Annotated in this window: 25 protein-coding genes; 5 read left to right on the top strand and 20 right to left on the bottom strand. The window is 71.9% G+C overall.

The window, feature by feature from the left end; translation table 11 throughout:
- Nucleotides 1-5: 5 nt before the first annotated feature.
- The 13 genes from ACZ4SF_RS00820 to ACZ4SF_RS00760 form a co-directional block, all read right to left on the bottom strand.
- Entirely contained in the window at nt 6-677 is a 672-nt protein-coding gene (locus tag ACZ4SF_RS00820) for a class F sortase (protein ID WP_468376328.1), read from the bottom strand.
- A gap of 8 nt (nt 678-685) precedes the next feature.
- On the bottom strand, nt 686-1231 hold the full coding sequence (locus ACZ4SF_RS00815; protein WP_468376325.1) for a hypothetical protein: 546 nt from the start codon (nt 1229-1231) through the stop codon (nt 686-688).
- Between the two features lie 115 nt (nt 1232-1346).
- Nucleotides 1347-2126: an HAD-IIA family hydrolase gene (locus ACZ4SF_RS00810; protein WP_468376322.1), complete on the bottom strand. Its 780-nt coding sequence runs from the start codon at nt 2124-2126 to the stop codon at nt 1347-1349.
- A 77-nt stretch (nt 2127-2203) separates the two neighbouring features.
- Nucleotides 2204-3322 carry an alkaline phosphatase family protein gene (locus ACZ4SF_RS00805; protein ID WP_468376318.1) on the bottom strand — a complete coding sequence of 373 codons (1119 nt, stop codon included), beginning with the start codon at nt 3320-3322 and terminating at the stop codon, nt 2204-2206.
- A gap of 55 nt (nt 3323-3377) precedes the next feature.
- Nucleotides 3378-4433: a 2-aminoethylphosphonate ABC transporter substrate-binding protein gene (locus ACZ4SF_RS00800; protein ID WP_468376315.1), complete on the bottom strand. Its 1056-nt coding sequence runs from the start codon at nt 4431-4433 to the stop codon at nt 3378-3380.
- A gap of 43 nt (nt 4434-4476) precedes the next feature.
- Nucleotides 4477-5274, bottom strand: coding sequence for an ABC transporter permease (locus ACZ4SF_RS00795; RefSeq protein ID WP_468376312.1), 798 nt, complete (start codon nt 5272-5274; stop codon nt 4477-4479).
- Nucleotides 5261-6130, bottom strand: coding sequence for a 2-aminoethylphosphonate ABC transporter permease subunit (locus ACZ4SF_RS00790; RefSeq protein WP_468376309.1), 870 nt, complete (start codon nt 6128-6130; stop codon nt 5261-5263). Before ACZ4SF_RS00790 ends, ACZ4SF_RS00795 begins: the two co-directional genes overlap by 14 nt.
- Nucleotides 6123-7178, bottom strand: coding sequence for an ABC transporter ATP-binding protein (locus tag ACZ4SF_RS00785; protein ID WP_468376307.1), 1056 nt, complete (start codon nt 7176-7178; stop codon nt 6123-6125). Before ACZ4SF_RS00785 ends, ACZ4SF_RS00790 begins: the two co-directional genes overlap by 8 nt.
- 1 nt (nt 7179) lies before the next feature.
- On the bottom strand, nt 7180-7878 hold the full coding sequence (locus ACZ4SF_RS00780) for an HAD family hydrolase (protein WP_468376304.1): 699 nt from the start codon (nt 7876-7878) through the stop codon (nt 7180-7182).
- A 5-nt stretch (nt 7879-7883) separates the two neighbouring features.
- On the bottom strand, nt 7884-9008 hold the full coding sequence (locus ACZ4SF_RS00775; protein WP_468376301.1) for a TIGR03364 family FAD-dependent oxidoreductase: 1125 nt from the start codon (nt 9006-9008) through the stop codon (nt 7884-7886).
- Between the two features lie 202 nt (nt 9009-9210).
- A complete protein-coding gene (locus ACZ4SF_RS00770) occupies nt 9211-9966 on the bottom strand; it encodes a GntR family transcriptional regulator (RefSeq protein ID WP_468376298.1) in 756 nt (251 codons plus the stop codon).
- A 182-nt stretch (nt 9967-10148) separates the two neighbouring features.
- A complete protein-coding gene (locus ACZ4SF_RS00765) occupies nt 10149-11090 on the bottom strand; it encodes a hypothetical protein (RefSeq protein ID WP_468376295.1) in 942 nt (313 codons plus the stop codon).
- A gap of 261 nt (nt 11091-11351) precedes the next feature.
- Complete coding sequence (locus ACZ4SF_RS00760) at nt 11352-12659, bottom strand: ROK family transcriptional regulator (protein ID WP_468378253.1); 1308 nt, start codon at nt 12657-12659, stop codon at nt 11352-11354.
- Nucleotides 12660-12707: 48 nt separating this feature from the next.
- On the opposite strand from ACZ4SF_RS00760, the gene ACZ4SF_RS00755 reads away from it, so the two are divergent.
- On the top strand, nt 12708-13781 hold the full coding sequence (locus ACZ4SF_RS00755; protein WP_468376292.1) for a Gfo/Idh/MocA family protein: 1074 nt from the start codon (nt 12708-12710) through the stop codon (nt 13779-13781).
- On the top strand, nt 13781-14290 hold the full coding sequence (locus ACZ4SF_RS00750; protein WP_468376289.1) for a heme-degrading domain-containing protein: 510 nt from the start codon (nt 13781-13783) through the stop codon (nt 14288-14290). The genes ACZ4SF_RS00755 and ACZ4SF_RS00750 overlap by 1 nt, the downstream gene beginning before the upstream one ends.
- Before the next feature lie 139 nt (nt 14291-14429).
- On the opposite strand, the gene ACZ4SF_RS00745 is transcribed toward ACZ4SF_RS00750, so the two are convergent.
- From ACZ4SF_RS00745 to ACZ4SF_RS00730, 4 genes are all read right to left on the bottom strand, one after another.
- Complete coding sequence (locus ACZ4SF_RS00745; protein WP_468376286.1) at nt 14430-15287, bottom strand: fumarylacetoacetate hydrolase family protein; 858 nt, start codon at nt 15285-15287, stop codon at nt 14430-14432.
- 154 nt (nt 15288-15441) lie between these two features.
- Complete coding sequence (locus ACZ4SF_RS00740; RefSeq protein ID WP_468376283.1) at nt 15442-16152, bottom strand: YidC/Oxa1 family membrane protein insertase; 711 nt, start codon at nt 16150-16152, stop codon at nt 15442-15444.
- A gap of 117 nt (nt 16153-16269) precedes the next feature.
- On the bottom strand, nt 16270-16593 hold the full coding sequence (locus tag ACZ4SF_RS00735; RefSeq protein WP_468376280.1) for a DUF6412 domain-containing protein: 324 nt from the start codon (nt 16591-16593) through the stop codon (nt 16270-16272).
- Between the two features lie 32 nt (nt 16594-16625).
- Nucleotides 16626-17165, bottom strand: coding sequence for a winged helix-turn-helix transcriptional regulator (locus ACZ4SF_RS00730; protein WP_468376277.1), 540 nt, complete (start codon nt 17163-17165; stop codon nt 16626-16628).
- A gap of 146 nt (nt 17166-17311) precedes the next feature.
- Here ACZ4SF_RS00730 and ACZ4SF_RS00725 point away from each other — a divergent pair, with 146 nt between their 5' ends.
- Nucleotides 17312-18703, top strand: a complete 1392-nt coding sequence (locus tag ACZ4SF_RS00725; protein WP_468376274.1) for an MFS transporter — start codon at nt 17312-17314, stop codon at nt 18701-18703.
- 143 nt (nt 18704-18846) lie between these two features.
- Here ACZ4SF_RS00725 and ACZ4SF_RS00720 read toward each other — a convergent pair whose 3' ends face one another.
- From ACZ4SF_RS00720 to ACZ4SF_RS00710, 3 genes are all read right to left on the bottom strand, one after another.
- Entirely contained in the window at nt 18847-19665 is an 819-nt protein-coding gene (locus ACZ4SF_RS00720; protein WP_468378252.1) for a class E sortase, read from the bottom strand.
- A 153-nt stretch (nt 19666-19818) separates the two neighbouring features.
- Nucleotides 19819-20709: a TIGR03943 family putative permease subunit gene (locus tag ACZ4SF_RS00715; protein WP_468376271.1), complete on the bottom strand. Its 891-nt coding sequence runs from the start codon at nt 20707-20709 to the stop codon at nt 19819-19821.
- On the bottom strand, nt 20706-21899 hold the full coding sequence (locus ACZ4SF_RS00710; RefSeq protein ID WP_468376268.1) for a permease: 1194 nt from the start codon (nt 21897-21899) through the stop codon (nt 20706-20708). The genes ACZ4SF_RS00715 and ACZ4SF_RS00710 overlap by 4 nt, the downstream gene beginning before the upstream one ends.
- Nucleotides 21900-22050: 151 nt before the next feature.
- On the opposite strand from ACZ4SF_RS00710, the gene ACZ4SF_RS00705 reads away from it, so the two are divergent.
- Both ACZ4SF_RS00705 and ACZ4SF_RS00700 read left to right on the top strand, forming a co-directional pair.
- Complete coding sequence (locus tag ACZ4SF_RS00705; protein ID WP_468376265.1) at nt 22051-23061, top strand: tetratricopeptide repeat protein; 1011 nt, start codon at nt 22051-22053, stop codon at nt 23059-23061.
- A gap of 206 nt (nt 23062-23267) precedes the next feature.
- Complete coding sequence (locus tag ACZ4SF_RS00700) at nt 23268-26405, top strand: DEAD/DEAH box helicase (RefSeq protein ID WP_468378249.1); 3138 nt, start codon at nt 23268-23270, stop codon at nt 26403-26405.
- Nucleotides 26406-26447 lie beyond the last annotated feature (42 nt).

Below are 26447 nucleotides of genomic sequence, written 5' to 3'. Positions count from 1 at the left end.
CGCGGTCAGCGGCCGGTTCCGGTGAGGTAGGCGGAGACCACCACGTTCGCCGTGTAGCTGCGGCCCACGCGGTCGAAGGTGCCGCCGCACGTGATCAGACGCAGTTCGGCGCGGCCCGCCTTGTGGGGGCCGTAGGCCCGGCGGGCGTCGAAGCCCTCGCGGGGCAGCACGCTGACGTCGTCGATGGTGAACTCGGCGACCTTGCCGTCCGAGCGGACCACCCGGACGGTCTCGCCGGCCACGAGGGTGCTGAGCCGGTAGAACACGGCGGGCCTGGTCGTGGTGTCGACGTGCCCCACCATCAGGGCCGCTCCCGCGGCGCCGGGTGCGGTCCCGGCGCCGTACCAGCCGACCACGCCCGGCTGGTCGTAGGGCGGCGGGTCGATCGCGCCCCGGGCGTCCAGACCGCGGACCACCACCGGCGCCTGGACGCCCAGCCGCGGGATGTCGATGCGCTGGGGCACCGCCGCGGCCAGCGGTTTCGCCGCGCGCGGCAGCATGGCCGGGTCGGCGGGGCGGCCGAGGGCGAAGACGTCACCCGAGGCCGGGCGCTCCGCGCTCGGCCGGACGTCACTCACCTCACGCCCCCACAGCCACAGCCCCGCCAGCAACAGCGCCCAGGCCAGGCCGGTGATCATCCGTCCGGTGCCGGGCTTGTGCCCGTCGTCGTCCGACATGGCGGCGCTCAGCGCGTACGGCGGCTCCGACGGGCGCGGAGCCCGACGGCGACCGAGGCGACGCCGGCGAGCGCGAGGCCGGTCACGGCTTGGCCGGTGCCGGGGCCGGAGCCGCTGGTGGCCACCGTGGCGAAGTGCGCGGCGCCGCCGCCGCCCGCGTCCACCGGGGCGACGGGCGAGGCGGCGCCGGACGGCCCGGTGGGCTCCCCGGGCCGGGTGGCGCCGGCCGCCCCGACCGTGATCGTGCCGGTGATCTCGCCGCCGCCACAGCTGATCCGCACGTCGTAGGTGCCGGGGGCCGCGGAGGAGCGGATCCGGGTCTCGCCGGTCAGGGTGCCCTGGGTACCGGTCAGCCGGGCGTCGGCGACGAAGGCGCGCGAGGAGGCGGCGCCCTGGTCGCCGCTGCAGCCGCCGACCCGCACGGTGATGTCGGATCCGGGCCCCGGGTGGGCGGGGATCACGGAGACCGAGCCGCCCTCGGCCGCGTGGGCGGCCGGGGCGAACACGACGGCGGCAAGGATTCCGGTACAGACAGTGAGGCGTAGTGAGCCCATCGTGAACCTCCAGTTATCAGGAGGCTCCCCCGGCCCGGGCGCCCCCGCATCCTCGGGAGGCGCCCGATTGCTCCGAACGGGTGAGGCCGGGTTTCGGCCCCGGTGGGACCTGTGCTCAGACCCGGTCGACCAGGTCCGCGATGGAGTCCACGACCTGGGAGGGCCGGAAGGGGTAGCGGTCGACGTCCGTGGGCCGGGTGACGCCGGTGAGCACCAGGAAGGTGCGCATCCCGGCCTCCAGGCCGGCGAGCACGTCGGTGTCCATGCGGTCGCCGATCATCGCGGAGGTCTCGGAGTGGGCGCCGATCGCGTTCAGGCCCGCCCGCATCATCAGCGGGTTCGGCTTGCCGACGAAGTACGGCTTCTTGCCGGTCGCGGCGGTGATCAGCGCGGCGACCGAGCCGGTGGCGGGCAGGTCGCCCTCGGTGGAGGGGCCGACGTTGTCGGGGTTGGTGGCGATGAACCGGGCGCCGGCGTTGATCAGCCGGACCGCCTTGGTCAGCGCCTCGAAGGAGTAGGTGCGGGTCTCCCCCAGGATCACGAAGTCGGGCTCGTGGTCGGTGAGGATGTAGCCGATGTCGTGCAGCGCGGTGGTCAGGCCGGCCTCGCCGATGACGTAGGCGCTGCCGCCGGGCCGCTGGTCGTCGAGGAACTGGGCGGTGGCCAGCGCCGAGGTCCAGATGTTCTCCACCGGCACGTCCAGGCCCATCCGGCGCAACCGGGCGTGCAGGTCACGGGCGGTGTAGATGGAGTTGTTGGTGAGCACCAGGAAGGGTCGGCCGGACTCGCGCAGCTTCTTCAGGAAGGCGTCGGCGCCGGGGATCGGCACTCCCTCGTGGATGAGGACGCCGTCCATGTCGGTGAGCCACGATTCGATGGGCTTGCGGTCTGCCATGTTGTGCGTCTCCTGGCATACGTACGGACAACGAGCGGGGGCGCCGGAACCACGGCGTACCGACGCCCCCAGCCTAGTCAGACCTGCGTGATCCGTACCCCGTCGATCATCCAGTACCAGTTGTTGCCGCCGGTGTACCGGAAGCGGACCCGGACGCCGGCGGCGCCCGCCGGGACCTGGAGGGTCACGGTCTCGGTGCGGGAGGAGACGTCGGCGGTGTACGTCTTCACGCGCACCGGGGTGCCGCCGTCGTAGGAGACGAGGACCTCGCCCTTCTGCGGGGCCTCATGCCGGTAGTGGGTGGTGTACGTCAGGGTCGCCGTACGGCCCCCGGTCACCGGGTAGGCGGGGCTGACGAGGGTGGAGTCGAAGGTGCCGGTGAGGGCCTTGTCGTTCCACTCGTCTCCGTCGGCGACCGCGAAGACGTTCCGGGCGCGGATGTTGCACTCGCGGTTCTGGTCGCGCTGGGCCTGGGTCCAGAACTCGTCGGTGGTGAAGGACCAGCCGCGCCACTCGGTGACCCCGCCGGTGCCCATGGGGGAGTTGTCGACGGACCAGCCGGCGGGCGGCGTGTGCGTGAAGCCGAGCAGCCCGGCGGGGATGCCGGTCTCGTCGACGCGGGTCTGCAGCCGGCCGCGCAGGCTGTCGAAGTCGTCCGGCACGGGCTGCTGCACGGGACGGCCGTCCAGGTCCCAGGCCGGGTCGAGCGCGATGCCGAGGTGGGCGAGGGCGGAGGCGGCGACGTCCGGCATCTTCACGTCGTAGCGGACCGAGCCGGGCGCCAGGGTGGACCCGGTGGCGATCAGGAAGGTCTGGCGCTCCTGGAGCGTGGAGCCGCCGTGGCCGCCGGCGTCGGTGTGACCGTGGTCCGCGGTGACCATGATCAGCCAGTCCTCGTCGGCGTAGGTCGCCCGGGACTCGACGGCGGCGACGATCTGGCCGACCTGGGCGTCGGCGCCGTGGACGGCGTCCAGGTACTGCTGGGAGGCGGCACCGTGGCTGTGGCCGGCGTGGTCGATGTTGTCGAGGTGGACGAAGACGGCGTCGGGGTTGCCGTCCCGGAGCCGGGCTACCGCGCGGGAGGTGGTGCCGGTGTCGTACTCGGCGCTCGGGGTGGAGACGCGGGTGTCGACCTTCGGCGAGAAGACCGTGTCGGGAACTGCGCCACCGGCCACGGCGGCGGGCGGGACGAACACGGCGGGCCGGCACCGCAGGGCGGCACCCGTGGGGGCGGCCGGACCCCCGGAGGGCTCAGCTGCCGGTGGCCGACTTCCAGTCCTCGACGTACGACGTGAGGTTCTTGTCGATGTCGTTCCAGTCGGGCTCGAAGACCTCCACGCCGTCCATCAGCTTGGTCAGCGCGATGGCGTTGGCGTCGGTGGCCTTGACGTCCTGGCGGGCGGCGAAACCACCGCCGATCTCGCTGACCTCCCGCTGCTGCTTCTGCGCGAGCATGAAGTCGAGCAGCTTCCTGCCGTTCTCGCTGTGCGGGGCCTTGGTGACGAGGCCGGCCGCGTAGGGCAGGCCGAAGGTGGTGGGCTTGCCGTCCTTGCCGGCCGGGAACCAGATGCCGAGGTTCGGCATGTCCTTGGACTGGGCGTAGTTCATCTGCACATCGCCGTTGGCGACGAGGAGTTCGCCCTTGTCGACCTTGGGGGCGAGCTTGCCGGTGGAGGCGGACGGCCCGACGTTGTTGGCCTGGAGCTTCTTCAGGTAGGCGAGGGCCTGGTCCTTGCCGCCGAAGTCGTGGACGGCCTTGATGAGCACGGCGGTACCGTCGCCGGCCACGCCGGGCGTGGAGTACTGGAGCTTGTTCTTGTACGTGCCGTCGAGCAGTTCGTCCCAGGTCTTGGGAGCCTGCTTCAGCTCCTTCTTGTTGTAGACGAAGCCGAAGTAGTTGTTGACGACGGAGGTCCAGGTACCGTCGGCGGCCTTGTCGGCGCCGCCGACCTGGTCGGCGCCCTCGGGGGCGTACTTCTGCAGCAGGCCCTTGCCGTCGGCCTGCTGGATGAAGGGCGGGAGCGTGACCAGCACGTCGGCCTGGGGGTTGCTCTTCTCGCGGACGGCGCGCTGCACCATCTCGCCGGAGCCGCCCTCCACGTACTTGACCTTGATGCCGGTCTGCTTCTCGAAGTCCTTGAAGACCTGGTCGTACCAGCCTTCGCCGTTCTCGCCCTTGAGGCCGTCGGCGCTGTAGACGGTGACCACCTTGGCATCGGAGGCGGCGGAGAAGCCGCCGCAGGCGGACAGCGCGGGGGCGGAAAGGAGGGCGAGGGCTACGGCGAGCGTGACACGGGTTCTGGGCATGGCGAGGCCAACTCCTGGCGTGTGCGGAGGGGTTCGGGGAGTGTCAGCGGTACGACGCCCGGGTGCGGACCCGGGAGACGGCGAACAGGACGAGCAGGGTCGCGGCCATGAGGACCACGGCGACGGCGGAGCCGGTGAACAGGGCACCGCGGTCGGTGGCCGCGTAGATGAGGACGGGCAGCGGGGTCCAGTCGGGCGGATAGAGCATCATCGTGGCGCTCAGCTCGCCCATGGAGAGGGCGAAGCAGAGGCCGGCTGCGGCGGTGAGGGAGGGCAGCAGCAGGGGCAGCCGCACCCGCCACAGCACGTAGGAGGGCCGGGCCCCGAGGGAGGCGGCGGCCTGTTCGAGGGCCGGGTCGAGGCGGGTGACCGCCGCCGACACGGACTGGTGGGCGAAGGCGGTGACCAGCACGGTGTGCGCGACGATCACGATCCACCGGGTGCCGTTGAGCAGCATCGGCGGCTGGGAGAAGGCCACCAGGACCGACAGTCCCACGACGACCGAGGGCACGGCGACCGGCAACACGAACAGCGCGTCCAGCAGCCGCCGGTAGCGCTCCTTCAGGGCCGCCCCGGCCAGCGCGGCCCAGGTGCCGACGGTCAGCGCGAGCAGGCTGGCGGCGACGGCCGTGAGCAGGCTGGTGGTGAGCGCCTGCAGGGCCTCGCCCCGGGTGGCGGAACGGTAGTTGGCGGTGGTCAGGTCCGAGGGCAGGACGCCGGACCAGTGGGTGGCGAAGGAGGCGCCCAGGACGACGAGGAGAGGCAGGGCGAACAGCGGCAGGAAGAGGACGAGGAACACCGCCCACACGGCCCACCTGGCCTTGCGGCTATGCACCAGCACGACGGCTCACCACCCGGTAGAGGCTGTACAGGCCCACGGAGATCAGGACGTTGACGACGGCGACCACGCAGGCACCCGGGTAGTCGGACTCCAGGATCGCCTTGCCGTAGACGAGCATCGGCAGGGTGGTGACCCCTTTCGCGCCGGTGAACAGCACGATGCCGAACTCGTTGAGACAGAGCACCAGTACGAGGCTGCCGCCGGCCGCGAGCGCGGGCAGCGCCTCGGGCAGGATCACCTGCCGCACGATCCGCGGTGCCCGCGCCCCCAGCGAACTGGCCGCCTCCAGCTGCGCGGTGTCCAGCTGCGAGAACGCGGCGAGCAGGGGCCGCATCACGAACGGCGTGAAGTAGGTGACCTCCGCCAGCAGCACCCCCCAGGGGGTGGTGAGGAACTGGAAGGAACCGACGATGCCGGTGGTGCCGTAGATGAACAGCAGTGCCAGGGTGATCAGGAAGGACGGGAACGACAGGTACACGTCGATGAAGCGCGCCACCGCCTTGGCTCCCGGGAACGGCACGAACGCGATGACCAGCGCCAGCGTGAACCCCAGGACCAGACAGCCGGCGGTGGAGGCCCCCGCCAGCCACACGGTGGTCCACAGCGCATGCCGGAACGCCTCGGAGGCGAACACGTCGGCGTACGGCTGGACGGAGGTGCCTCCCATGCCCGGCTGGAAGGACTGCCGGACGACGAGGCCGAGGGGGTAGAGGAAGAAGAGGGCGAGGAGCGCGACCGGAGGCAAGGCCCACAGGAGCGCCCCGTGGGAGCGCGGGGCCGTGTGCGGCCGGCGGCTGCCGCCGCGCGGGCGCGCCGAGCCGCGGACGGTCCGGCCGTCCTGTGCGGCCTCAGCCATGGCTCACCCCCGCGGGCAGCAGCACCGCGTCGTCGGAGGCGAAGTGCAGGTTCACGCAGTCCCCGTGCCGCGGCGGATCCTTCAGCTCACGCACGTCCGCCATCACCGCGTGCCCGTCGACCTCCACGTACAGCCGATGCGTGGCCCCGCGCCACTGGATCTCCCGCACGACGCCCGCGAGCCGGTTCGGCCCCTCGCCCAGCCCGACGAGATGCGGCCGTACGCACAACGTGGCCTGCGCCCCCACGGCCGCATCCGCGGTGTCGACCTTCAGTTCGGTGCCCGCGAAGCCGACGCCCCCGGCGCCCACCGTCACCGGCAGCAGGTTCGCGTTGCCCACGAAGGACGCCGTGAACGCGTTGGCCGGGGACCGGTACAGCTCCCTCGGCGTGCCGCAGGCCTGCAGCCGCGCCTGGTCCATCACCGCGATCCGGTCGGCCAGGGTCAGCGCCTCGACCTGGTCGTGGGTGACGTACAGCATCGACACGTCCGGCAGTTCCCGGTGCAGCCGGGCGAGTTCGGCCAGCATCCCGGACCGCAGCCGGGCGTCGAGCGCGGACAGCGGCTCGTCCAGCAGCAGCACGTCCGGCCGGATGGCGAGTGCGCGGGCGATGGCGACCCGCTGCTGCTGTCCGCCGGACAGCTCGCGCGGGTGCCGGCGGGCGTACGCGGCCATGCCGGTCATCTCCAGCGCCTCGGTGACCCGCTGCCGTATCTCGCCCCTCGGGACCCTCGGACTTCTGCGGGCCTTCAGGCCGAAGGCCACGTTCTCGTCCACCCGCATGTGCGGGAACAGCGCATACTGCTGGACGACCATCCCGATGCCCCGCCGGTACGGCGGCAGGTCCGTCACGTCCCTGCCGCCGAGGAGCACCCGCCCGGACGCGGGCCGGACGAACCCGGCGACCGCCCGCAGCGCGGTGGTCTTGCCGGATCCGGACGGCCCGAGCAGCGCCATGACCTCGCCCGGTTCGACGGTCAGATCGAGGGAGTCGAGGACGACGTTGCCGTCGTAGGCGACCGTGACGGAGTCGAAGCGGATGCCCATCTCACCGGTCTCCCGTGAGCAGGGCGGGCAGCCCGGCGACGGAGTCGAGGACGTGGGTGGCCCCGGCGGCACGGAACGCGTCGTCGCCGTGGGCGCCGGTGCGCACGCCGGCGACCAGACCCGCGCCCGCCCGTACGCCGCTCAGCACGTCGTACGAGGTGTCCCCGACGACGGCGACCTGCGTCACGGCCTCGGCGGCCTTGGTGCGGAGGAAGGCCTCCAGGACCATGTCCGGGTACGGCCGCCCGCGCCCGCCGGCGTCGGCCGGGCAGAGCGTGAGCGGGACCAGGTCCCGCCAGCCGAGGGCGCCGAGGATGGCGTCCTGGGTGACCCGGGCGAAACCGGTGGTCAGGACGACGGTGAGGCCGCTGCCGGCCAGTTCCTCGATGGTCTCGCGGGCACCGGGGACGGGGGCGATCAGGCCGTCGTCCACCAGGTCGCCGTACGCCTTCTCGAAGACGGAGTTGGCGCGCCGGGCGCGGTCCTCGTCCCCGAACAGGTGCCGGAAGACGGAGATCTTGGACTCGCCCATGGTGGCGCGGACGTACGCGAGGTGTGCGGCGTGCTCGGCCGAGCCGTGCTCGACGCCCAGTTCGGCGGCGGCCACGGCGAAGGCCCGTTCGACCAGACCGCCGTCGGCGACGGTCGTACCGGCCATGTCGAGGACGACGAGACGGATGTCTTCCGGAGTGTCGGTCATGGTGCTCACCAGCCCAGTTCGTTCGCGGTGGTCTCGGCTATCGCGGGAGCGCAGGTCATCCCGCGCCCGCCGGGCCCGGTGACCAGCCACACCCCGTCACGCACCTGCCCGCGGTGCACCACCCGCCCGGGCTCGGCGCACTGCGCGTACACCCCTGCCCAGCGGTGCCGGATGCGCGGCAGCGGCCGGCCGAGGAAGGACTCCACGACAGCGGTGAGGTGCTCGTACGGCTCCTCGACGGTGTCGAAGGCGAAAGGGTGCTCGTACTCGTGGGTGTCGCCGATGGTCAGGCCGCCGTCGGCGCGCTGCACCATCAGCAGCTGCATCCGGTGCGCGGCGGCGGTCTCCGGCTGCGGCCGGCGGGCGTTCAGCTCGTCCAGCGCCGGGGAGGCGTAGGCCGGGTAGTAACGGAAGCTGTCGGCGTCGGCGACCGAGGTGGTCAGCGGCTCGCCGAGCGGGTCGGTCTGCATCATCTGCAGCCGGACGCGGCGCACGGGCAGATCGGGTCCCGCCAGTTCGCGGACCAGCCCGCCGAGCCAGGCGCCGGTGCACAGCACGACGGCGTCGGCGCGGTGCACGTCACCGTGGTCGTCGCGGACGGTGCCGGCACCGGTCACCTCTCGGACCTCTCGGCCCGGCAGGAACGTGTAGTTCGGCGACTTCAGCAGCTCTTCGCGCAGGGCGAGCTGGGCGGTGCGGGGCTCCACGGCCGCGTCCCGCTCGCAGTACAGGGCGGCGGTGAACTCGCCGCGCAGGGCGGGGTTGAGGGCCCGGGCCTCGCCCGGGGTGAGCAGCTTGTAGCCGCGGGCGGCAGCGTCCGGGCGGGCCACGGCGGCCTCGGCGACGGCGAGTTCGAGAGGGTCGCGGACGGGGGTGAGGGAGCCGATGGCCCGGAACCCGATGCCGGGCACCCGGCCGCCGATCCCTTCCCACAGCTCCCGCGCCCGCAGGGCGGCTTCCAGCTCTTCTCCACCGGCGCGCCCGCTGACCCAGATCTGCCCGAAGTTGCGCAGCGAGGCGCCGCGCGCCTCGGCCTCACGCTCGATCTGGACGACCTGGTGGCCGCGCTCCACTGCTTGCCAGGCGTGCATGGTGCCCACCACGCCGGCTCCTACGACTGTGACTCTCACGGCGGCAACGCTCCTCGCGATCCGGGAACCGGAGACATCCGGCTGACAACGAGAGCGTGAACGACCCATCACGTTTGGGCTAGACCCGTTATCGTTTCGCGATATTGGGGTGGTCGCGAGGGGTGCTGTTCCAGCGGCGCGGGTGGGGCGGAGATCGGCGGAGCAGGTGGGCGGGGGATCGGCGGAGCAGGTGGGTGGGGGCTCAGCCGCGCAGGTGGGTGGTGAAGGAGAAGCGGTCGCCCCGGTACAAGGACCGCACCCGCTCCAGCGAGCGACCCTCCGTGTCCCGGGACACCCGGTGGATCAGCAGCATCGGCAGGGCGGGCGGGGTGCCGATGAGCAGGGCCTCGCGGGGGGTGGCCAGCACGGTCTCGAGCCGCTCGTCGGCGTCGCCGAAGTGGATGCCCTGGGCCTTCAGGTAGACGTAGAACGAGGAGTCGGGGTCGAAGTCGACGTCCAGTCGCGGCACCCGCTCGACGGCCACGTACGTGCTCTCCAGGCCGACCCGCTCCTCGTCGGCCAGCAGCACGCGCTCCAGGTGCCACACCGGCTCGCCCCGGGTCAGCCCGGTCTCGGCTGCGAGGGCGTCCGGGCACGGGAAACGGTCCAGGGTGACGAGGGTTCGGCCCGGCGTACGGCCCTGGCGGCGCACGCCCTCGGTGTAGCTGGCGAGGGACAGCGGCTGGGCCAGCTTGGGTCCGGCGACGACCGTTCCGCGGCCGCGGCGCCGGAGCCGGCCCTCCAGCACCAGTTCCCGCACGGCCTGCCGCACGGTCTCGCGCGCGACGTCGTACCGCTCGGCGAGATCCCGCTCGGTGGGGATGACGCTGCCCTCCCCCAGCTCCTCCAGCTGCGCGGCGATCCGCGCCTTCACCGCGTAGTACTTGGGGATGCGCCCGTGCTCCGGAATGCCGGAGCGGACGGGGGCGCCGGGGGCCTGGTCGTTCGGGTAGTCCACGGGTGGATCGTCGCAGACGGAACGAGGCCGGCGGGGCTTGGGGTGCGGGCGGGGGATGGGGGCGGCGGGCCGGGCGGCGGCTGGGGCTGGGGGTGCGGCCGGGGAAGCGGGGCTCGGGGAGGGTGGGTGCGGGCGGGGGTGGGGTGTGGGCCGGGGGTGCGGGCGGCGGTTGGGTGCGGGGCTCAGTGGCGTCGGCGGGCCAGCAGGAACGCGCCGGCTCCCACGGTCAGCAGGGTGGTGGCGGCGGCGAGCAGCCCGTGGGCGAGTCCGGGCCCGGTACGCGCCAGCTCGCGCGCCCGTGCTCCGACCTGCTCGGCCTCCTCCGCGAAAGGCAGGGACGAGTCCGGCGTGGCGGTACCGGTGCCGCTACCGGAGGTGGTCCCGGAGGTGGTACCGGAGGTGGTACCGGTGCCGGAGGTCGTACCGGTGCCGGAGGTCGTATCGGTCCCGGAGGTGGTGTCGGCGGTGGCCGGCGCGCTGCCGGAAGGGCTGGCCTGCACTTCCCCGACGTCCGGCGGTTCCTCACCCTTCTCGCCGATACCGAAGTGGTAGGCGTTGGACTCCCCGACCCAGTCGCCGTCCTGGTCCCGGCGCTGCACGACGGCGGCGCTGGCGGTGACCCGGTCGGCCACGGCGTCGGAGCTGAGCGCGAGCCGGAGCCGGACGCTGACGGTTTCGCCGGGCGGCACGGTGAAGCCGTCGAACCCGGCGCCGTCGAGCACGCCGACCAGCTCCTGCTCGTCGGTGGTCTCGAACGCCACCGGACGGGCACGGGAGCCGTCGTAGAAGTCCAGCCGGGGCTGCCCCGGGCGCAGGGAGCGCTTGTCGTCGACGAGGACGACGACCGGGTGGACCCCGGCGCAGGTCCGGCTGGTGCTGTTGCTGAGGTCGATGTACCAGGTGCCGTACTCGCCCCCCGCCTCGTAGGAGTCGGGCCCGCCGCGGATCCGGGTGGCCAGCGGAAAGGCCCGCGCGTCGGTGCCGGCACAGGAGGCCGTACCGGGGGCGGCGGCTGCCGGAGCCACCGTGGGAGCGAGCGTGGCGGCGACTGCCGGAGCCACCGGGAGGGCGAGCGTGGCGGCGGCTGCGGAGAGACCGAGGGGCAGGGACGGGCGCAGTCTCATGAACACATGACCATGCCGGGTGGGGTGCGGAGCGCAGGACTGCCGCTCCGGAGCGGTGGCGAAGTCCGCTCGATCAGCGGAGCGGATTTCGGTCGGCCGGAGCGGCAGCCACGCTGCCGGTGGGGCCGACGAGTTCCGCCATGAGGGCGGCGTTGTAGCCGCCGGAGCCGTCGGGGTCCGGGCCGTAGCGGTCCGCGGGTCCGCCGTGGCCGGTCGCGCGGTTCCCCGCGCCCCTTACGGGGCGATCGCCCGCCGCACCCCTCAAACGTCCCCCCGCCCGAACAACGGCGCCAACAGCAACTGTGCGGCTCCCTCGGCCACGACCCGCTCCCCCCGCGGAGCGACCCGTACCGGCACCGGATCCCCGCTCGCCCCCTCCCGCCGGGCCTGTTCGTCCAGCACCTCACCCACCCCGCGCACGAACACCTCGGCCGCCCCCGCCACCGTCCGCCCTCCGAGCAGCACCACGTCGATGTCCAGCAGCCCCACCAGGTTCCCGGCCGCCACGCCCAGCACCCGCGCCGCCTCGGCGATCTCCCCCCGCGCCACGGCCCCGAGGCACAGCACCTCCACGCACCCGTGGTTCCCGCACTCGCACCGCGGTCCGTCCAGCTGGATCACCTGGTGCCCGAACTCGCCGGCCCCGGTCCGCGCCCCGCGGTGCACGCTGCCGCCGATCACGAGCCCGGCGCCGAGGCCCGTACCGAGGTGCAGATAGGCGAAGGACCGGTCCGCGGCCCCCTCCGCGCCCCCGACCGCCAGCCCGAGAGCGGCGGCGTTGGTGTCCTTGTCCACGACCACCGGCACCCCGAGCCGCTCCGCGAGCGCGTCCCGCAGCGGAAAGCCGTCCCACTCAGGAAACCCGGTGACCCGGTGCAGTACGCCTCGCGCATGGTCCAACGGCCCCGGAAGCGCGACCCCCACCCCCAGCAGCGACCCGGCCCCCGCAAGCCAGGCACCCTCGACCTCCGGACCGTCGACGCCCCCACCGCCACCGTCACTGCCACTGCCACTGCCAGTGCCAGAAACCCGACCACCAGCACCGACACCAGCACCGGCACCAGCCACCGGCCCACACGCACCCCCCGCCACGCCATCACCGGCCGCCGCGTCCAGCCTCTCCCCCACCAAGCCTTCGACCGCCCCGCACACCGCCCCCAGCACAGCCTCCGCCCCGGCCCCCAGGTCCAGTGCGCCGCGTCGCTCCCCCACCACCGCGCCGTCCAGATCCACGAGCACGACCCGCAGCTCGTCGCGGTCCAGATGTACCCCCACCGCGTGCCCCGCCTCCGGCACCAGGCGCAGTACCGTCCGCGGCTTGCCCCCGGTCGACGCGCGTCGTCCGGCCTCCGCCGCGAAGCCCTCCTCGCGCAGGCGGGCGGTGATCTTGCTGACGGCCTGCGGGGTCAGACCCGTGCGCTCGGCCAGTTCCAGGCGGCTGATGCCCTCGGCTCCGGCGTCCCGCAGCAGCCCCAGCACCAGTGCGGTGTTGTGGCTGCGCAGCACGCCCAGGTTCGCCCCCGCCGGTCCGCCGCTCCTCGTGGTCCTCGTCCTGTTCACGCCATCCATTCTCTCCACCGCTTGCACTTTGGCAACAGCGTTGCCAAAGTGGGAGACATGACTACTGCCCCCCTCCGCGTGGGTCTGATCGGCTACGGCCTCGCCGGCTCCGTCTTCCACGCCCCGCTGATCGCCGCCACCGAGGGCCTCGCCCTGGACACCGTGGTCACCGCCAACCCCGAGCGGCAGCAGCAGGCCCGTGCCGAGTTCCCGGACGTCCGGCTCGCCGCCACCCCCGAGGAGTTGTTCGACCGCGCGGACGAACTGGACCTGATCGTCGTCGCCTCCCCGAACAAGACCCACGTCCCGCTGGCCACCGCCGCGCTCAAGGCGGGGCTGCCCGTGGTCGTGGACAAGCCGGTCGCGGGTAGCGCGGCGGAGGCCCGGGGGCTCGCCGCCCTGGCCTACGAGCGCGGTCTGCTGCTGTCGGTCTTCCAGAACCGCCGCTGGGACAACGACTTCCTGACCCTCCGCGCGCTCCTCGCCGACGGAGAACTCGGTGACGCCTGGCGCTTCGAGTCCCGCTTCGAGCGGTGGCGCCCCCAGCCCAAGGGCGGCTGGCGCGAGTCCGGTGACCCGGCGGAGATCGGAGGGCTGCTCTACGACCTCGGCAGCCATGTCGTCGACCAGGCCCTGGTCCTCTTCGGCCCGGCCAGCGAGGTGTACGCCGAGACGGACATCCGCCGCCCCGGCGCCGAGACCGACGACGACACCTTCATCGCACTCACCCACGCGAGCGGCGTCCGCTCCCACCTCTACGTCTCCGCGACGGCTGCCCAGCTCGGCCCCCGGTTCCGGGTGCTCGGCTCCCGCGCGGGCTACGTCAAGTACGGTCTGGACCCGCAGGAGGCGGCCCTGCGCGAGGGCAGCCGCCCCGGCACCACCCCGGAGTGGGGCGCGGAGGACACGGCCCTGTGGGGTCGTATCGGCTCCGGCGAGTCCCCGGTGAGCGGTGGCGGCACCCCCGTACCGACTCTCGCCGGCGACTACCCTGCCTACTACGCGGCCGTCGCCGCCGCGGTGACCGGCGCCGGCCCCAACCCGGTGACCGCCCTGGAGGCGGCCGCCACGCTCGACGTGCTGGAAGCGGCCCGCAGGTCCGCCCGGGACAAGGTGACGGTGACCCTCTGATGCACGAGCCGCAGATCACCCCCAGGCCGACGCCGGAACTCACCCCGAGCGTGCAGGAGCTGGAGGAACAGGAACGCCGCCTGGTCTTCCGGCAGTTCACGTACGACGACGCATGGGCTCTCGGCTCCCTGCTGGTCGGGCTGGCCCGGGAGCGCCAGGCACCGGTCGCCATCGGCATCCACCGCGCCGGCCGGCAGCTCTTCCACGCGGCCCTGCCGGGCTCTGTCCCGGACAACGACGCCTGGATCGCCCGCAAGCGGCGGGTGGTGGAACGCTACGGCGTCTCCTCCTACCTGGTCGGTGCCCGCTTCCGCGCCAAGGGCACCACGTTCGAGGAGTCCTCCCGTCTCGATCCGGACACCTACGCGGCCCACGGCGGCTCGTTCCCGATCACGGTCGATGGCGTCGGCGTGATCGGCGCGGTGACCGTCTCCGGCCTGCCCCAGCTCCAGGACCACCGGTTCGTGGTGGAGGCGCTGGAGGAGTTCCTCGGCCGTTCGACCGGCTGAGGGAGCGGCGGGAGTCACCCGGGACGGCCTCGGGCCGGCGGGGACTGGGCACGTGATGGGCGCGTGATGGGCGCGACGAGTCAGGCCCGCCCGCAGCCGATGGCAAAACCGCGGTTCCCCGGCGCTTCCGGCGAAGCGCCTACGCCTCCTTCAGCTCCTGCCGCTGCCGGCCCAGCCCCTCGATCTCCAGCTCCACCACGTCCCCGCCCCGCAGATACGGCTTGGGCTCGGGCTGCCCCATGGCGACCCCGGCCGGTGTGCCGGTGTTGATGACGTCCCCGGGGTACAGCGTCATGAACCGGCTGAGGTACTGCACCACCTCACCGACGGAGAAGATCTGCTCGGCCGTCGTACCGTCCTGCTTCAGTTCGCCGTTCACCCACAGCTTCAGCGGCAGCCGCTGCGGGTCCGGCACCTCGTCGGCCGTCACCAGCCAGGGGCCCAGCGGGTTGAACGTCTCGCAGTTCTTGCCCTTGTCCCAGGTCCCGCCGCGCTCGATCTGGAACTCCCGCTCGGAGACGTCGTGCGCCACCGCGTACCCGGCGACGTGCGCGAGCCCCTCCTCGGCCGACTCCAGGTAGCGGGCGGTACGGCCGATGACGACCGCGAGTTCGACCTCCCAGTCGGTCTTCACCGAGCCGCGCGGCACCAGGACGGTGTCGTGCGGCCCGACGACCGTGTCCGGCGCCTTGAGGAAGACCACCGGCTCGGGCGGCGGCTCGACCCCCGTCTCGCGGGCGTGGTCGTGGTAGTTGAGGCCGATGCACACGACTTTCCCGATACGGCCGAGCGGGGGCCCGATCCGCAGTCCGGCCGGGTCCAGCGCCGGAAGCTCGCCGGACTCGGCGGCCGCCCGGACCCGGCCGAGCGCGGATACGTCGGCGAGGAGCGCGCCGTCGATGTCGTCCACGAGGCCCGACAGGTCCCGCAGGGTCCCCTCGGCGTCGAGCAGGGCAGGGCGCTCCGCACCTGCCGTACCGACTCGCAGCAGCTTCATGGTCACAATCTCCCTCGATCGCGGGCGCCCCACCGATGGGTGCAGCCATCGGAGGAACTGGCCGATCCTCCAATTCCTCTGTCCACTCTGCAAGACCCTGTTCACGTACTGGACCGTAACCAGGTCCCGGCCCGGGCGGTGGCCGTCCGCCTGGTCAGCGGGACAGCAGAGCCTGCTCCGCCGCACTCCAGGCCGTGCTGGTGACGAGGTAGAGCGCGGCGGCGAGCGGGACGACCGCCACGGTGACGAGCGTGAAGAAGGACAGGAACGGCATGATCCGGGTGACCGTGCCGAGCCCGGGCAGCTCTCCGCCGGGGCCGGCCGGTATCGGCTGCTCGGCCATCGTCCGCCTGGCGCGCCGGAAGTTGACGGCGGCGACGGCCGCGACGGCGGCGAAGAGGACCAGGTAGACCGTCCCCGCCGGGCCGAACAGCCCTCCGTCGGCGAGCGCGTCGGCCCAGTGTCCGCCGAGCGGGGCCGCGAACAGCCGGTGGGCGAGCAGACCGTTGTCCGCGCCGCCGATCGTGCCGCTGGAGAAGAGGTGGTAGAGGAGGAAGAAGGCGGGCACCTGGAGCAGGCTGGGCAGGCAGCCGGACAGCGGCGAGACCTTCTCCTCGGCATGCAGTGCCAGCACCGCCTGCTGCAGCCGCTGCGGATCCTCGGCGTGCTTGCGGCGCAGTTCGGCGACTCTCGGCTGGAGTGCCGCGCGGGCGCGCCGGCCGCGGGCGGCGGCCCGGGACAGCGGGTGGACGAGGAGCCGTACCAGCGCGGTGAACAGGACGATCGCGGCGGCGGCCGCGGAGGCGTGGAAGAGCGGGGTCAGCAGGTCGGCGAGCTGCTCGACCAGGCGGGCGAAAACGGACATGGGTGAGCCCTCCGGGGGTCTCGTCGTGCCGGGAGCGACCGGAAACAGCCGGTCGGAAGCGGGAGATCGGCATGACGACCCGCGCGGGGTCACGCACTGAGGTGTGCGGAACGTGCCCTACGCGGCGGTCGCCGGACCGGCGTGTCCGGGGGCTCTGGGCCGCCGCCGGCCGGGCGCGTCGGGGTCGCGCTGGGGCAGGAATGCCGTACGGCGGGCCCGGTCGCGTATCGCCGTACGGACGCGGGCCGGGCGCACGGCGGGTGCGCAGCGTGCGGCCAGCAGGAGGCCGGCGGCGAGCACCGCGGCCGCGGTGGCGGTCGCGGCGAGGGCGAAGGCGGTGCTGAGGCCGCCGGTGCCGAGCAGCGCGGTCTGGAGCAGCAACAGCTGCGCCAGGACCAGCAGGAGGGCGAGGGGACGCACGGCGGCGACACTGCTGCGCATCAGCGCATCCCCCCTTTTTTCTTCGGCGACTGTCAGTGTGCGGGCTGCACCGGATCGGCCTCCAGGGGCTCCAGCAGCCGCTTGGGCCGCAGCAGTGCCCTGCTGACCGGATCCGCCGGTGCGGACTCGAGTTCCGGCCCCGGCATCATCACAACGTCCGAGACCGGCACGAGAGTTCCGCATGCGGCACACATTCCGTACGGCTCGAGGTCCCCGCCGCAGTCCGCGTGCTGGAAGGTCCGCAGCCGGCTGCCGTCGACGTAGTCGCGCCCCCACCGGCCGAGGGCGCGCAGCGCGGGCCAGAGGGCGGCACCGCGCTCGGTGATGACGTATTCGTCCCGGGGCGGCGCCTCCTGGTACCGGCGCTTCTCGAGGATGCCTTCCTCTGTCAGCGTCCGCAGCCGGGCCGAGAGGACGGCGCGCGGGATGCCGAGGTGGACGAGGAAGTCGTTGTAGCGCCGGACGCCGTAGATGGCGTCGCGGACGACGAGCAGCGTCCACCGCTCGCCGACGACCTCCAGCGCGCGGGCGATCGAGCACTCCTGCGTCGCGTAGTCCTTGCCCAGTGCCATGCCGTCCACTGTAACCACTCCCCGGGCAGTTAGTTCGGTGAACGAACCGATGGTGTTACGCTGGCCCGGACATGTCAGTTCAATGACCGAACCATCAGTCGCGGCCCCGGCGGACAGCCCAGGGGCCCGGAAGGACAGGACAGGCCATGACCGGGCTCGACACCGTCACCGCCCCCGCCGCCGTACGCAGCGCGACCGGCCGGGACACCCCCGCACGCCCGCGGGCCACCCTCGCCCTGACCAGCGCCGCCACCGCCGTGGCCCTGATGACGTACACCGCCCCGATGGTCACGCTGCCCGACACCGCGGCCGCCCTGCACACCCCGCTCTCCGCCCAGGCCTGGCTGCTCAACGGCACCCCGCTCGGCCTCGCCGCGCTCCTCCTGGTGGCCGGCAGCCTCGCCGACGACTACGGCCGCCGCCGGATCTTCCTCGCCGGCACCCTGGGCCTCGGCCTCACCACCGTCCTCGGCGCGTTCACGACGTCGACCTGGCTGTTCACCCTGGCCCGCATCGCCCAGGGCGCGGCCAGCGCGGCCCTGCTGGCCAGCAGCCTGGGCCTGATCGTGCACGCCTTCCCCAGCCCGCGCGGCCGGCTGCACGCCACCGGCGTGTGGGGCGCCTTCGTCAGCGCCGGAATCGCCGTCGGCCCGCTGATCGCCGGCGCGCTGCCGAACTGGCGGCTCTGCTACGTCGTCCTGGGCGTCACCGCCCTCGCCGTGGCCGCGCTCGGCACCCGGGCGCTGACCGAGTCCCGTGCCCCGCGCGGCGGCCGGCCGGACGTGCTCGGCGCCCTCACGTTCGGTCTGGCCCTGGTGGCCCTCGTCGCGGCCCTCACCCTGGGCCGGGACGGCTGGCTGCGCGCCCCGGTCGGCCTGCTGTTCGCGGCGGCCGTCCTCCTGGCAGCCGTGTTCGTCGCGGTGGAACACCGGGTCGGCACCCCGATGATCGACCTCGGCCTGCTGCGCCGCCCGCGCTTCCTTGCCTCCTCCGCGGGCGGCCTGTTCACCGGCCTCGGCGTGCTCGGCACGTTCAGCTTCCTGCCGGCCCTGCTCCAGCAGACGCTCCGGCTGTCCCCGTCGGCCACGGCCTGGCTGTTGCTGCTCTGGTCCGGCCTGAGCTTCGTCGTCGCCCTCCAGGTCAAGCACCTGGCCGGCCGCGTCTCCTCACGCACCCAGCTCGCCGTCGGCTTCGCCCTGCACACGGTCGCCGTCGTGACGATGCTCGGCGCCATCGGCTCCGGCACCTGGACCCGCCTGCTGCCCGGCCTGATCGTCGGCGGCATCGGCAGCGGCCTGCTGAACGGCGCCCTGCCCCTGCTCGCCGTCGAGTCGGTGCCCCGGGAACGGGCCGCGATGGGCTCCGGCGCCCAGCAGACCTTCCGCTACATCGGCTCCTGCGCCGGCGTGGCCCTCACCATCGCCCTCACCACCTCGGCGGACAGCCTGGCCCAGGGCGCGAACACCGCCCTGCTGGTGTCGGGCGGACTGGCGGCGGCGGGCGCGGTGAGCGTGCTGGGGCTGCGGGAGCGGGGGTGAGCCGACGGGACGACGGGCCCTGGGACAACGGGCCCGGGACACCGGACGGCCGGATCCGACGACTTGCCTTCGGCCGCGACGACTTCGCCCCGGTCACGACGACTTCACTCGGTCACGACGACTTCGCCCCGGTCACGACGGCTTCACCTCGGCCGCATGGACACCAGCTTCCCCCACACCACCAGCCGGTACCGGGAGGTGAACTCGGGAGTGCAGGTGGTCAGCGTGATGTAGTAGCCCGGCTCGTCGTACCCGTACCCGTTCCGGACGAGAGAGCGCGGAACGGGCCGGACGACCCCCGAGTCCCTCGCCGACGTCCGCGGCAGGATCTTGTCGACCCGGTACGTGTACGCGGCCGTCCGCGTCTCCACCTCGACGGCGTCCCCCGCCCGCAGCCGGGGCAGGTACCGGAAGGGCTCGCCGTGCGTGTTCCGGTGCCCGGCGAGCGCGAAGTTGCCTGCCTGACCCGGCTGTTGCGTCCCGCGGTAGTGACCGACGTACCCCTTGTTGAGAACACCGGCCCTGCTCACGCCCTCGGCGACCGGGACGCGCAGGCCGAGCCGCGGGACGGTGAGCACGGCGTACGCCTGGGACCGCCGGGGCAGGGCCACGGGCGTGTACGACCGCTGCGGCGCCCGGGACACCCCGGGCGAGGCCGGCCCGGAGGCAGAGTCCGAACCGGAACCGCGGGAGACACCACCGCCGGTGGCCTCGCCCCCGCCGTCGCCACCACCCCCACCCCCGCTCGCCCACTCCTTCTCCAGCGCCTCCACCTTCCGCTCGGCCGCGCGCCGGGCCTCACGGTTGGTCCACCACAACTGGTGCACGACGAGCAGCAGGAGGACCAGCCCGACGGTGACGAGCACTTCGCCCCCGCCCCACAGCACCCGGCTGCGCCGGGCACGCCGACGCCGATCGCCGTGCCGCACGACCCGTACGCCCCCCGTCGTCCGCATCCGCATCCGCATGCCACCTCCAGCCGGAGCCGCCCGCACGATAGGCGCAGCGGCCTCAACTGACCAGAGACAGAAGGGCAATGGAAGACCGGTGTCCGTCCCCTCCACGGCGAAGTCGGTGCACACGCTGCGCTGGGCGAGGCCACCGGGTACGGGGTCTCAGCCCAGTGGCAGGGCGTCCTGGTAACCGTTCGTCGGCCGGGCCACCTTCGTGACCGTACGGGCGTCGACTGCGACCGCGGCGGAGCCGGTGCCCAGCTTTCCGCCCGGGTGCCAGGTCCCGGTCACCTCCACCCAGGTGTCGGCGGGCAGGGCGGGACCGCCGTGGACCCGTACCTTCACGGACTGGGCGTCCGCCGCACAGCAGTTGAGGATGATCCGCGTCAGATCCCAGCCACCGCCCTGCCCGCCGGGGGTGACGAACCCGACCATCCGGATGCTGCGCCCCTCGATGGCCTGCCCACGGTCCTCCCGCACCCGGCTGGTGAAGTCGGACAGCGTCATGGGGACGGGCGAGGTACGGGGCAGCGGACCGAAGTCGTCCGCGTGGGTGACGGGCTTGGCCGGCTGCCGGGAGGCCGTGTAGGCGCCGAGGGCGGGCGGGGCGTAGAACAGCAGGCTGAGCGCGGGGAGGAGGAGCAGCCAGGCGACACCGGGAACGGCCGCATGGTCGTGCCCATGGCTTGTGCCGCCAAGGTCCCCGGCGCCACGGCCAGCATGCCGATGGCCCCCGTCTCCCTGGCCCGCGTCCTTCTCTCCCAGGCCCGCGTCCTCCCCTCCCTGGCCCGCGAGCTTCTCTCCCTGGCCCGCGTCCTCCTCCCCCTGGCCTGCGTGCTTCTCTCCCCGGCCCGCATCCTCCTCGCCGTCCTTGCGCCCTCTGTCGAGAACGGCACTCGCGAGACCGAGCAGGAGCAGTACGGCCCCGGAAGCGACGAGCAGGGGCCGCATCCCGTCCTTCACGTATCGCAGGCAGAGATCGGTGAAGAGGGCGACGTGCAGGAGCCCGAGCCCGCACAGCACGAGCAGCCCCGCCTGAAACGACCGTTTCACAGCAACACCCCACCGATCAGAACACTGCACGTGATGGCGACGACGACGGTGGCTGCGGAGAACCGCACGGCGAAGGCCCGCCCGAAGGTCCCCGTCTGCAGGGCGATCAGCTTCAGGTCGACCATGGGCCCCACCACCATGAACACCAGCCGCGCGACCGGCGGGAACCCGGTCAGCGATGCGGCGAGGAAGGCGTCGGCCTCGGAACACACCGCGAGCAGCACGGCGAGCCCGGCCAGGAACAGCACCGACAGCCAGGGCGTCCCTGCGAAGGTGTCGAGCACGGACCGCGGTACGACGACGTTGAAGGTGGCCGCAGCCATCGCGCCGAGGACGAGAAACCCGCCGGCGTGCAGAAAGTCGTGCTGGAACCCGGTGCGGAACTCGTCCCACCGACTGTGCCCCCGGTGATGACCGGTGTGCCGGACGACGGGCCGCAGCCACTCCGCCCGCCCGAACCGCAGCCAGAGCCAGCCCATGACGAGGGCGGTGGCGAGCGAGGCGAGGAGCCGGGCCGACACCATGACGGGGTTCCCGGGGAACGCGATCGCGGTGGCCGTGAGGACGACGGGATTGACGGCAGGCGCGGAGAGAAGGAACGCGAAGGCCGCGGCCGGGGTGACGCCCCGCCCGATCAGACTGGCGGCCACCGGCACGGAAGCGCACTCGCACCCCGGCAGGACGACGCCCGCGACCCCCGCCACCGGAACGGCGAGCCCGGGCCGCCGCGGCAGCAGCCGCTGGAACACCCGCTCCGGCACGAAGGCGTTGATCGCCCCGGACAGCGCCGTACCGAGCAGCAGAAAGGGCAGGGCCTGCACGGTGACCGCCAGACACACCGTCCGCCACGCCTGCACGGCCGGAGCGTCGCCCCAGCGCCCGAGGAGAAAAAGAGCCGTACCGGGAACGACGGCGGCACCCAGGAGCAACAGGGGCCACAACCGAGGCAACCCGGCACCCACCTGCTCATCCACACCCTCGAACCCAACCCCGGCCGCTGCCCCAGCCCCAGCCCCGACTCCAGCGCCCTCATCGGCTCCAGACCCGACCCCGGCCCCCTCACCGGCTCCAGCCCCGGCCTCAGCCCTGCCTTCGGCTTCGGCTCCATTCCCGGTCCTGGCTTCGGCCGGCACCCTGACCGCCGGCTCACCCGTCTTCTGCATGCCGACTCCGCGTGTAGATGTCGGCACCGAAGATATCCACACCGAAGGACGCGGCCGCCGACGGGACGGCGTACGGGGAGAACGACGGCCGGCCCATCCGCACGCAGGACAGTGCCTGCCCCCGCACACCCCCTCCCGCGCCTCACTTTCGTCACCACCCGGCAGTACGGTGTCCCCCATGCGCCCCGACACGCCTGCCGAGAACGTCGACCACACCGTAGAAGCGGCACGCCTGGAGCGGACCGCCGGCCTGTACCCCGAGGACGCCGAGACTCTCCTCCTCCGGGCGGCGGCCCACCTGGAACTGTCCGGAGACCGCCCTGCGGCGACCACGCTCTACGACCGCCTGCTCAGCTCCGGGGAAGGGCTGGACAACCCCCACCTGGTGCGCGCCCTCAAGGCCTCCAACCTCTGGGAGTACGGCCACGAGGCGGAAGCCAGGGCGATCATCGACGGCATTCGTACGACGGCACCCCGGGACCCGGCGCCCTGGGTGATCGTGGCCGAGGCCCTCGAAGCCCACGACGAGCTGGAGGCGGCGGCGGACACCTTCACGCAGGCGGCGAGCCTGCTCCTGCCGGACTCCACGGAGCCCGCGCCCGCCATGCACCCCCTCCTCTACGGCCGCCACCGCGTCCGCCGCATGCTGGGCCTCCCGCACGACGCCTGGGACACCCTCGCGGACACCCTCCACACCTCCCCTGTCGCCCTGGACGAACTCCACGACCCGAAGCGGGTGTGGTCCCTGGGTTCGGACAACCCGGCGGAACTCCAGGCGGAGATCTCCCGCCTCCGAGCGGAACTGGGCGCCTACCGGGAGGCCCTCTCCCGCCCGTTCCCGGTGGCGATCCTCCACTGGCCGGCACCGGAACTCCAGGAGCTCCTCTCGGCGTACCCGGCCCTCTCCTCGGAGTACCCGTCCCACGAGACCCACCTGGCGACCATAGAGTCCTCGCTGCGCGAACTGTCCTCCTCCGGCACCCCGAACCTCGGCATCGTCACGGGCACGGTCCCCTCGTACGAGGCCTTCGCGGCGTCGGAGGGTTCCACCCCGGCGGACGCGGCGCTGCTACCGCAGTACGCGACGACCTTGGCGGCCCGGGGGCGGGCGGTGACTTGGCCGCCGCAGAGGGGGGCGGGGTGCTGGTGTGGCTCCACCGAGATCTACGACACCTGCCACGGGTCCTAGTCGACGAACCCAGCGCCGCCCGCTCGCTTCTCACCTGTGCTGGGAAGCGAGCGGCCCCATGGCCGCTTTCCCCCAGCACCACCCTGGTCGCTTTCGGCGCACGACCTTCCGATGTCAGTGGCTGCTGTTAAATCTGATCCACGTCGGCGCGTGAGGCCCTGCACGAGCGCCACGAGGGATCAAGGGGAACAGGCGTGGCAGAACCGATGGATCTATCGGAGCCGATCGCAGGCGTCTACGAGAAGCTGATCACGCATGACGTACGCGACGAGCTGCAGCGATTCGAGGCAGCCGGCTGGAAAGCCATCGACGCCGAGGTCAGCGCTGAGTCAGCTCCCCACGTCCTGGCTCGATACATCGGTGAAGCTGTCAGTCACAGGCTGGCTCAACTTCCGGCCGCGGAAAGGGTCCAGGCCGCCAATCGCATCCTCGAGGCACTCGTTCCCACCAGTGGCTACGAGTCGAGTGATGTCGACGGGGTCAGCACGATCGTCGAAGGTCCGCGACAGCTTCTGACTCTCGCGAGGCAGGAGGCTCCGGGTGTGTACGCTGTGCGCCCCTTGACGCCCCTGTCCGAGACGTCGCTCATCACCAATTCCCCAGAGGACCTCAGTCTCGGTGCCGAACTCAGAGCTGAGCTCGCTACGGCGGACCGTATCGATCTGCTCTGCGCGTTCGTGAAGTGGTACGGCATACGCGTCCTGGAAGACTCACTTCGCGCCGCGAAGGAAAGAGGCGTGCCGATCCGGGTCATTACGACCACCTACATCGGTGCCACGGACCGCCAGGCACTCGACCGTCTGATCCGGGACTTCGGCGCGACCGTCAAGGTCAACTATGAGCTCCGGTCCACTCGCCTTCATGCCAAGGCCTGGCTGTTCCGACGCAAGACGGGCTTCGACACCGCGTACGTCGGCAGCTCCAACCTATCGAAAGCGGCGCTTCTAGACGGCCTGGAGTGGAATGTACGTCTGTCGTCTATCGCAACACCGGCCGTACTGAACAAGTTCGAGGCGACCTTCGAGGCGTACTGGAACGACATCGCCTTCGAAACGTACGACCCTGACGTACACGGCGCACGCCTCGATGAAGCGCTGGCGCAGGCCAGTGGAACCACCTCCAGCACGGACCTGAAGATCAGCCTTTCCGGTCTTGAGGTACGCCCCTTCCCTCACCAGCGGGACATGCTGGAGCGGCTCACCGTCGAGCGGGAGCTTCGGGGGCGGCATCGTAACCTTCTGGTCGCAGCGACCGGCACCGGGAAGACGGTGATGGCCGCACTGGACTATCGCAAGCTGTGCGGCACGTCGGACGACGGCCGGCCGAGGCTGCTGTTCGTGGCCCACCGCAAGGAGATCCTCAAGCAGTCTCTGCGCACCTACCGGGAAGTGCTGGACGACGCTTCGTTCGGAGAGCTACTACACACGGGCGAGGATCCACGCGAGTGGAACCACGTCTTCGCCAGCGTCCAATCGCTCAACATGCAGCGCCTCGAGCAACTGGCCCCCGACCACTTCGACATCATTGTCATCGATGAGTTCCACCACGCCACCGCCGCCACCTATCGACGGGTCATCGACCACTTCGCACCGAAGGAACTGCTGGGCCTGACGGCTACGCCGGAGCGGATGGACGGCCTGAACGTCCAGGATGCGTTCTTCGAGGGCCGGATCGCCGCTGAGATGAGGCTCTGGGAGGCGTTGGAAAATGACCTGCTCTGCCCCTTCCACTACTTCGGCATCCCCGACGGCACGGATCTGACGAATCTTGGCTGGCAGAAGGGTTCGTACGCGGACCAGGAACTCGACAACCTCTACACCGGCAACCACGCGCGCGCCCGGATCGTGGTCAAGCAGGTCCGGGACAAGGTCTCCAATCCAGGCGCCATGCGGGCGCTGGGCTTCTGCGTGACCAAGGCGCACGCCCACTTCATGGCGGACTTCTTCCGACAGGCGGGCTTCAAGGCAGTGGCGCTGGACAGTGATTCGCCCTCCGATGTGCGCTCCCGCGCGCTGTCCGACCTTCGGGACAGAGAACTCCAAGTGATTTTCTCTGTCGATCTGTTCAACGAGGGGCTCGACATCCCTGACGTCGACACCTTGCTCCTCCTCCGCCCCACCAACAGCGCCACCGTGTTCCTCCAGCAGTTGGGCCGGGGCCTGAGGCGAACCGAAACCAAGCCGGTTCTCACCGTCCTCGACTTCATCGGGCAGCACCGAGCCGAGTTCCGCTTCGAGGAGCAGTTCCGCGCCCTGACCAATCTGTCGCGGAATCGGCTCATCGACCACATGGAGCACGGCTTCCCCCAGCTGCCGTCTGGTTGCCAAATCATCCTCGAGGGCAAGGCGAAAGACCTTGTCATCAACAACATCCGTACTCAGTTGGGTGCCACGGTGAAGACCCTGGTGAAGGAGGTCAAGACCTACGGGACGGCCCGTCTCGCCGACTACCTTCGAGAGAGCCGCCGGGGGATCAAGGAGCTGTACAAGAGCGACAACTCGTGGACGACAGTCCTGCGCCGCGCCGGCCTGATCGACGAGCCAGCGCCCGCCGAGGAAGCCGCACTCCTCAAGCGAGTGCACGCCTTCCTCCACGTGGACGACCCGGGACGCGCGGAGGCCTACCTGCGCCTCCTCCAGGACGACGCTCGACCGTACGAGGAGTTGGGCCCCACCGAGCAGGCGTACGCCCGCATGCTGTTCTTCAACCTTTGGGACAACGCGGGCGGTTTCACCAGCTTCCAGGAGGGCCTGGAGTCGCTCCGTTCCCAGCGGGTCTTCCGAGCCGAGCTAAGGCAAGTTCTTTCACACGTCATCGAGCAGGTCGACCACTTCCCTATCTCCCTGTCGGGCCACCTCAGCGACGTCCCGCTGAAGGTGCACAGCTCCTACAACCGCTCCGAGATCCTCGCCGCCCTTGGCGTAGCTCGCTTCGGTGGTCAGATGCCCCGATCCTTCGCGCAGGGCGTGCAATGGGTCGAGGAGCTCAAGACGGATGCCCTTCTCATCACGTTGGACAAGAACGAGAAGGACTTCTCACCGACCATCCGGTACAAGGACTACGCGTTGAGCCCGACGCTTTTCCACTGGGAGTCCCAGAACGCAACGGCCGCCGACTCCCCCACTGGCCAGCGCTACCAGCACCACAAGGATCGCGGCAGCCACGTCCTGCTGTTCATGCGCCGCTACAAGAGCACCGACATAGGCAAGTCCCAGCCGTGGATGCTCCTTGGTCCTGCCACGTACAACGACCACACCGGCAGCAAGCCGATGGCCATCACCTGGCGTCTGGACCACGAACTACCGGCCGACGTATGGACCTACGCGGCCATCAACGCAGGCTAGTTGAACAACTTCGATGTCCGTGTGATCAGCTAACGTCAAAGC

Source organism: Streptomyces sp. NPDC027663, assembly GCF_055566415.1.
Note: the sequence above shows the minus strand (reverse complement) of the source record. Positions and strands in the feature narration are given on the sequence as shown.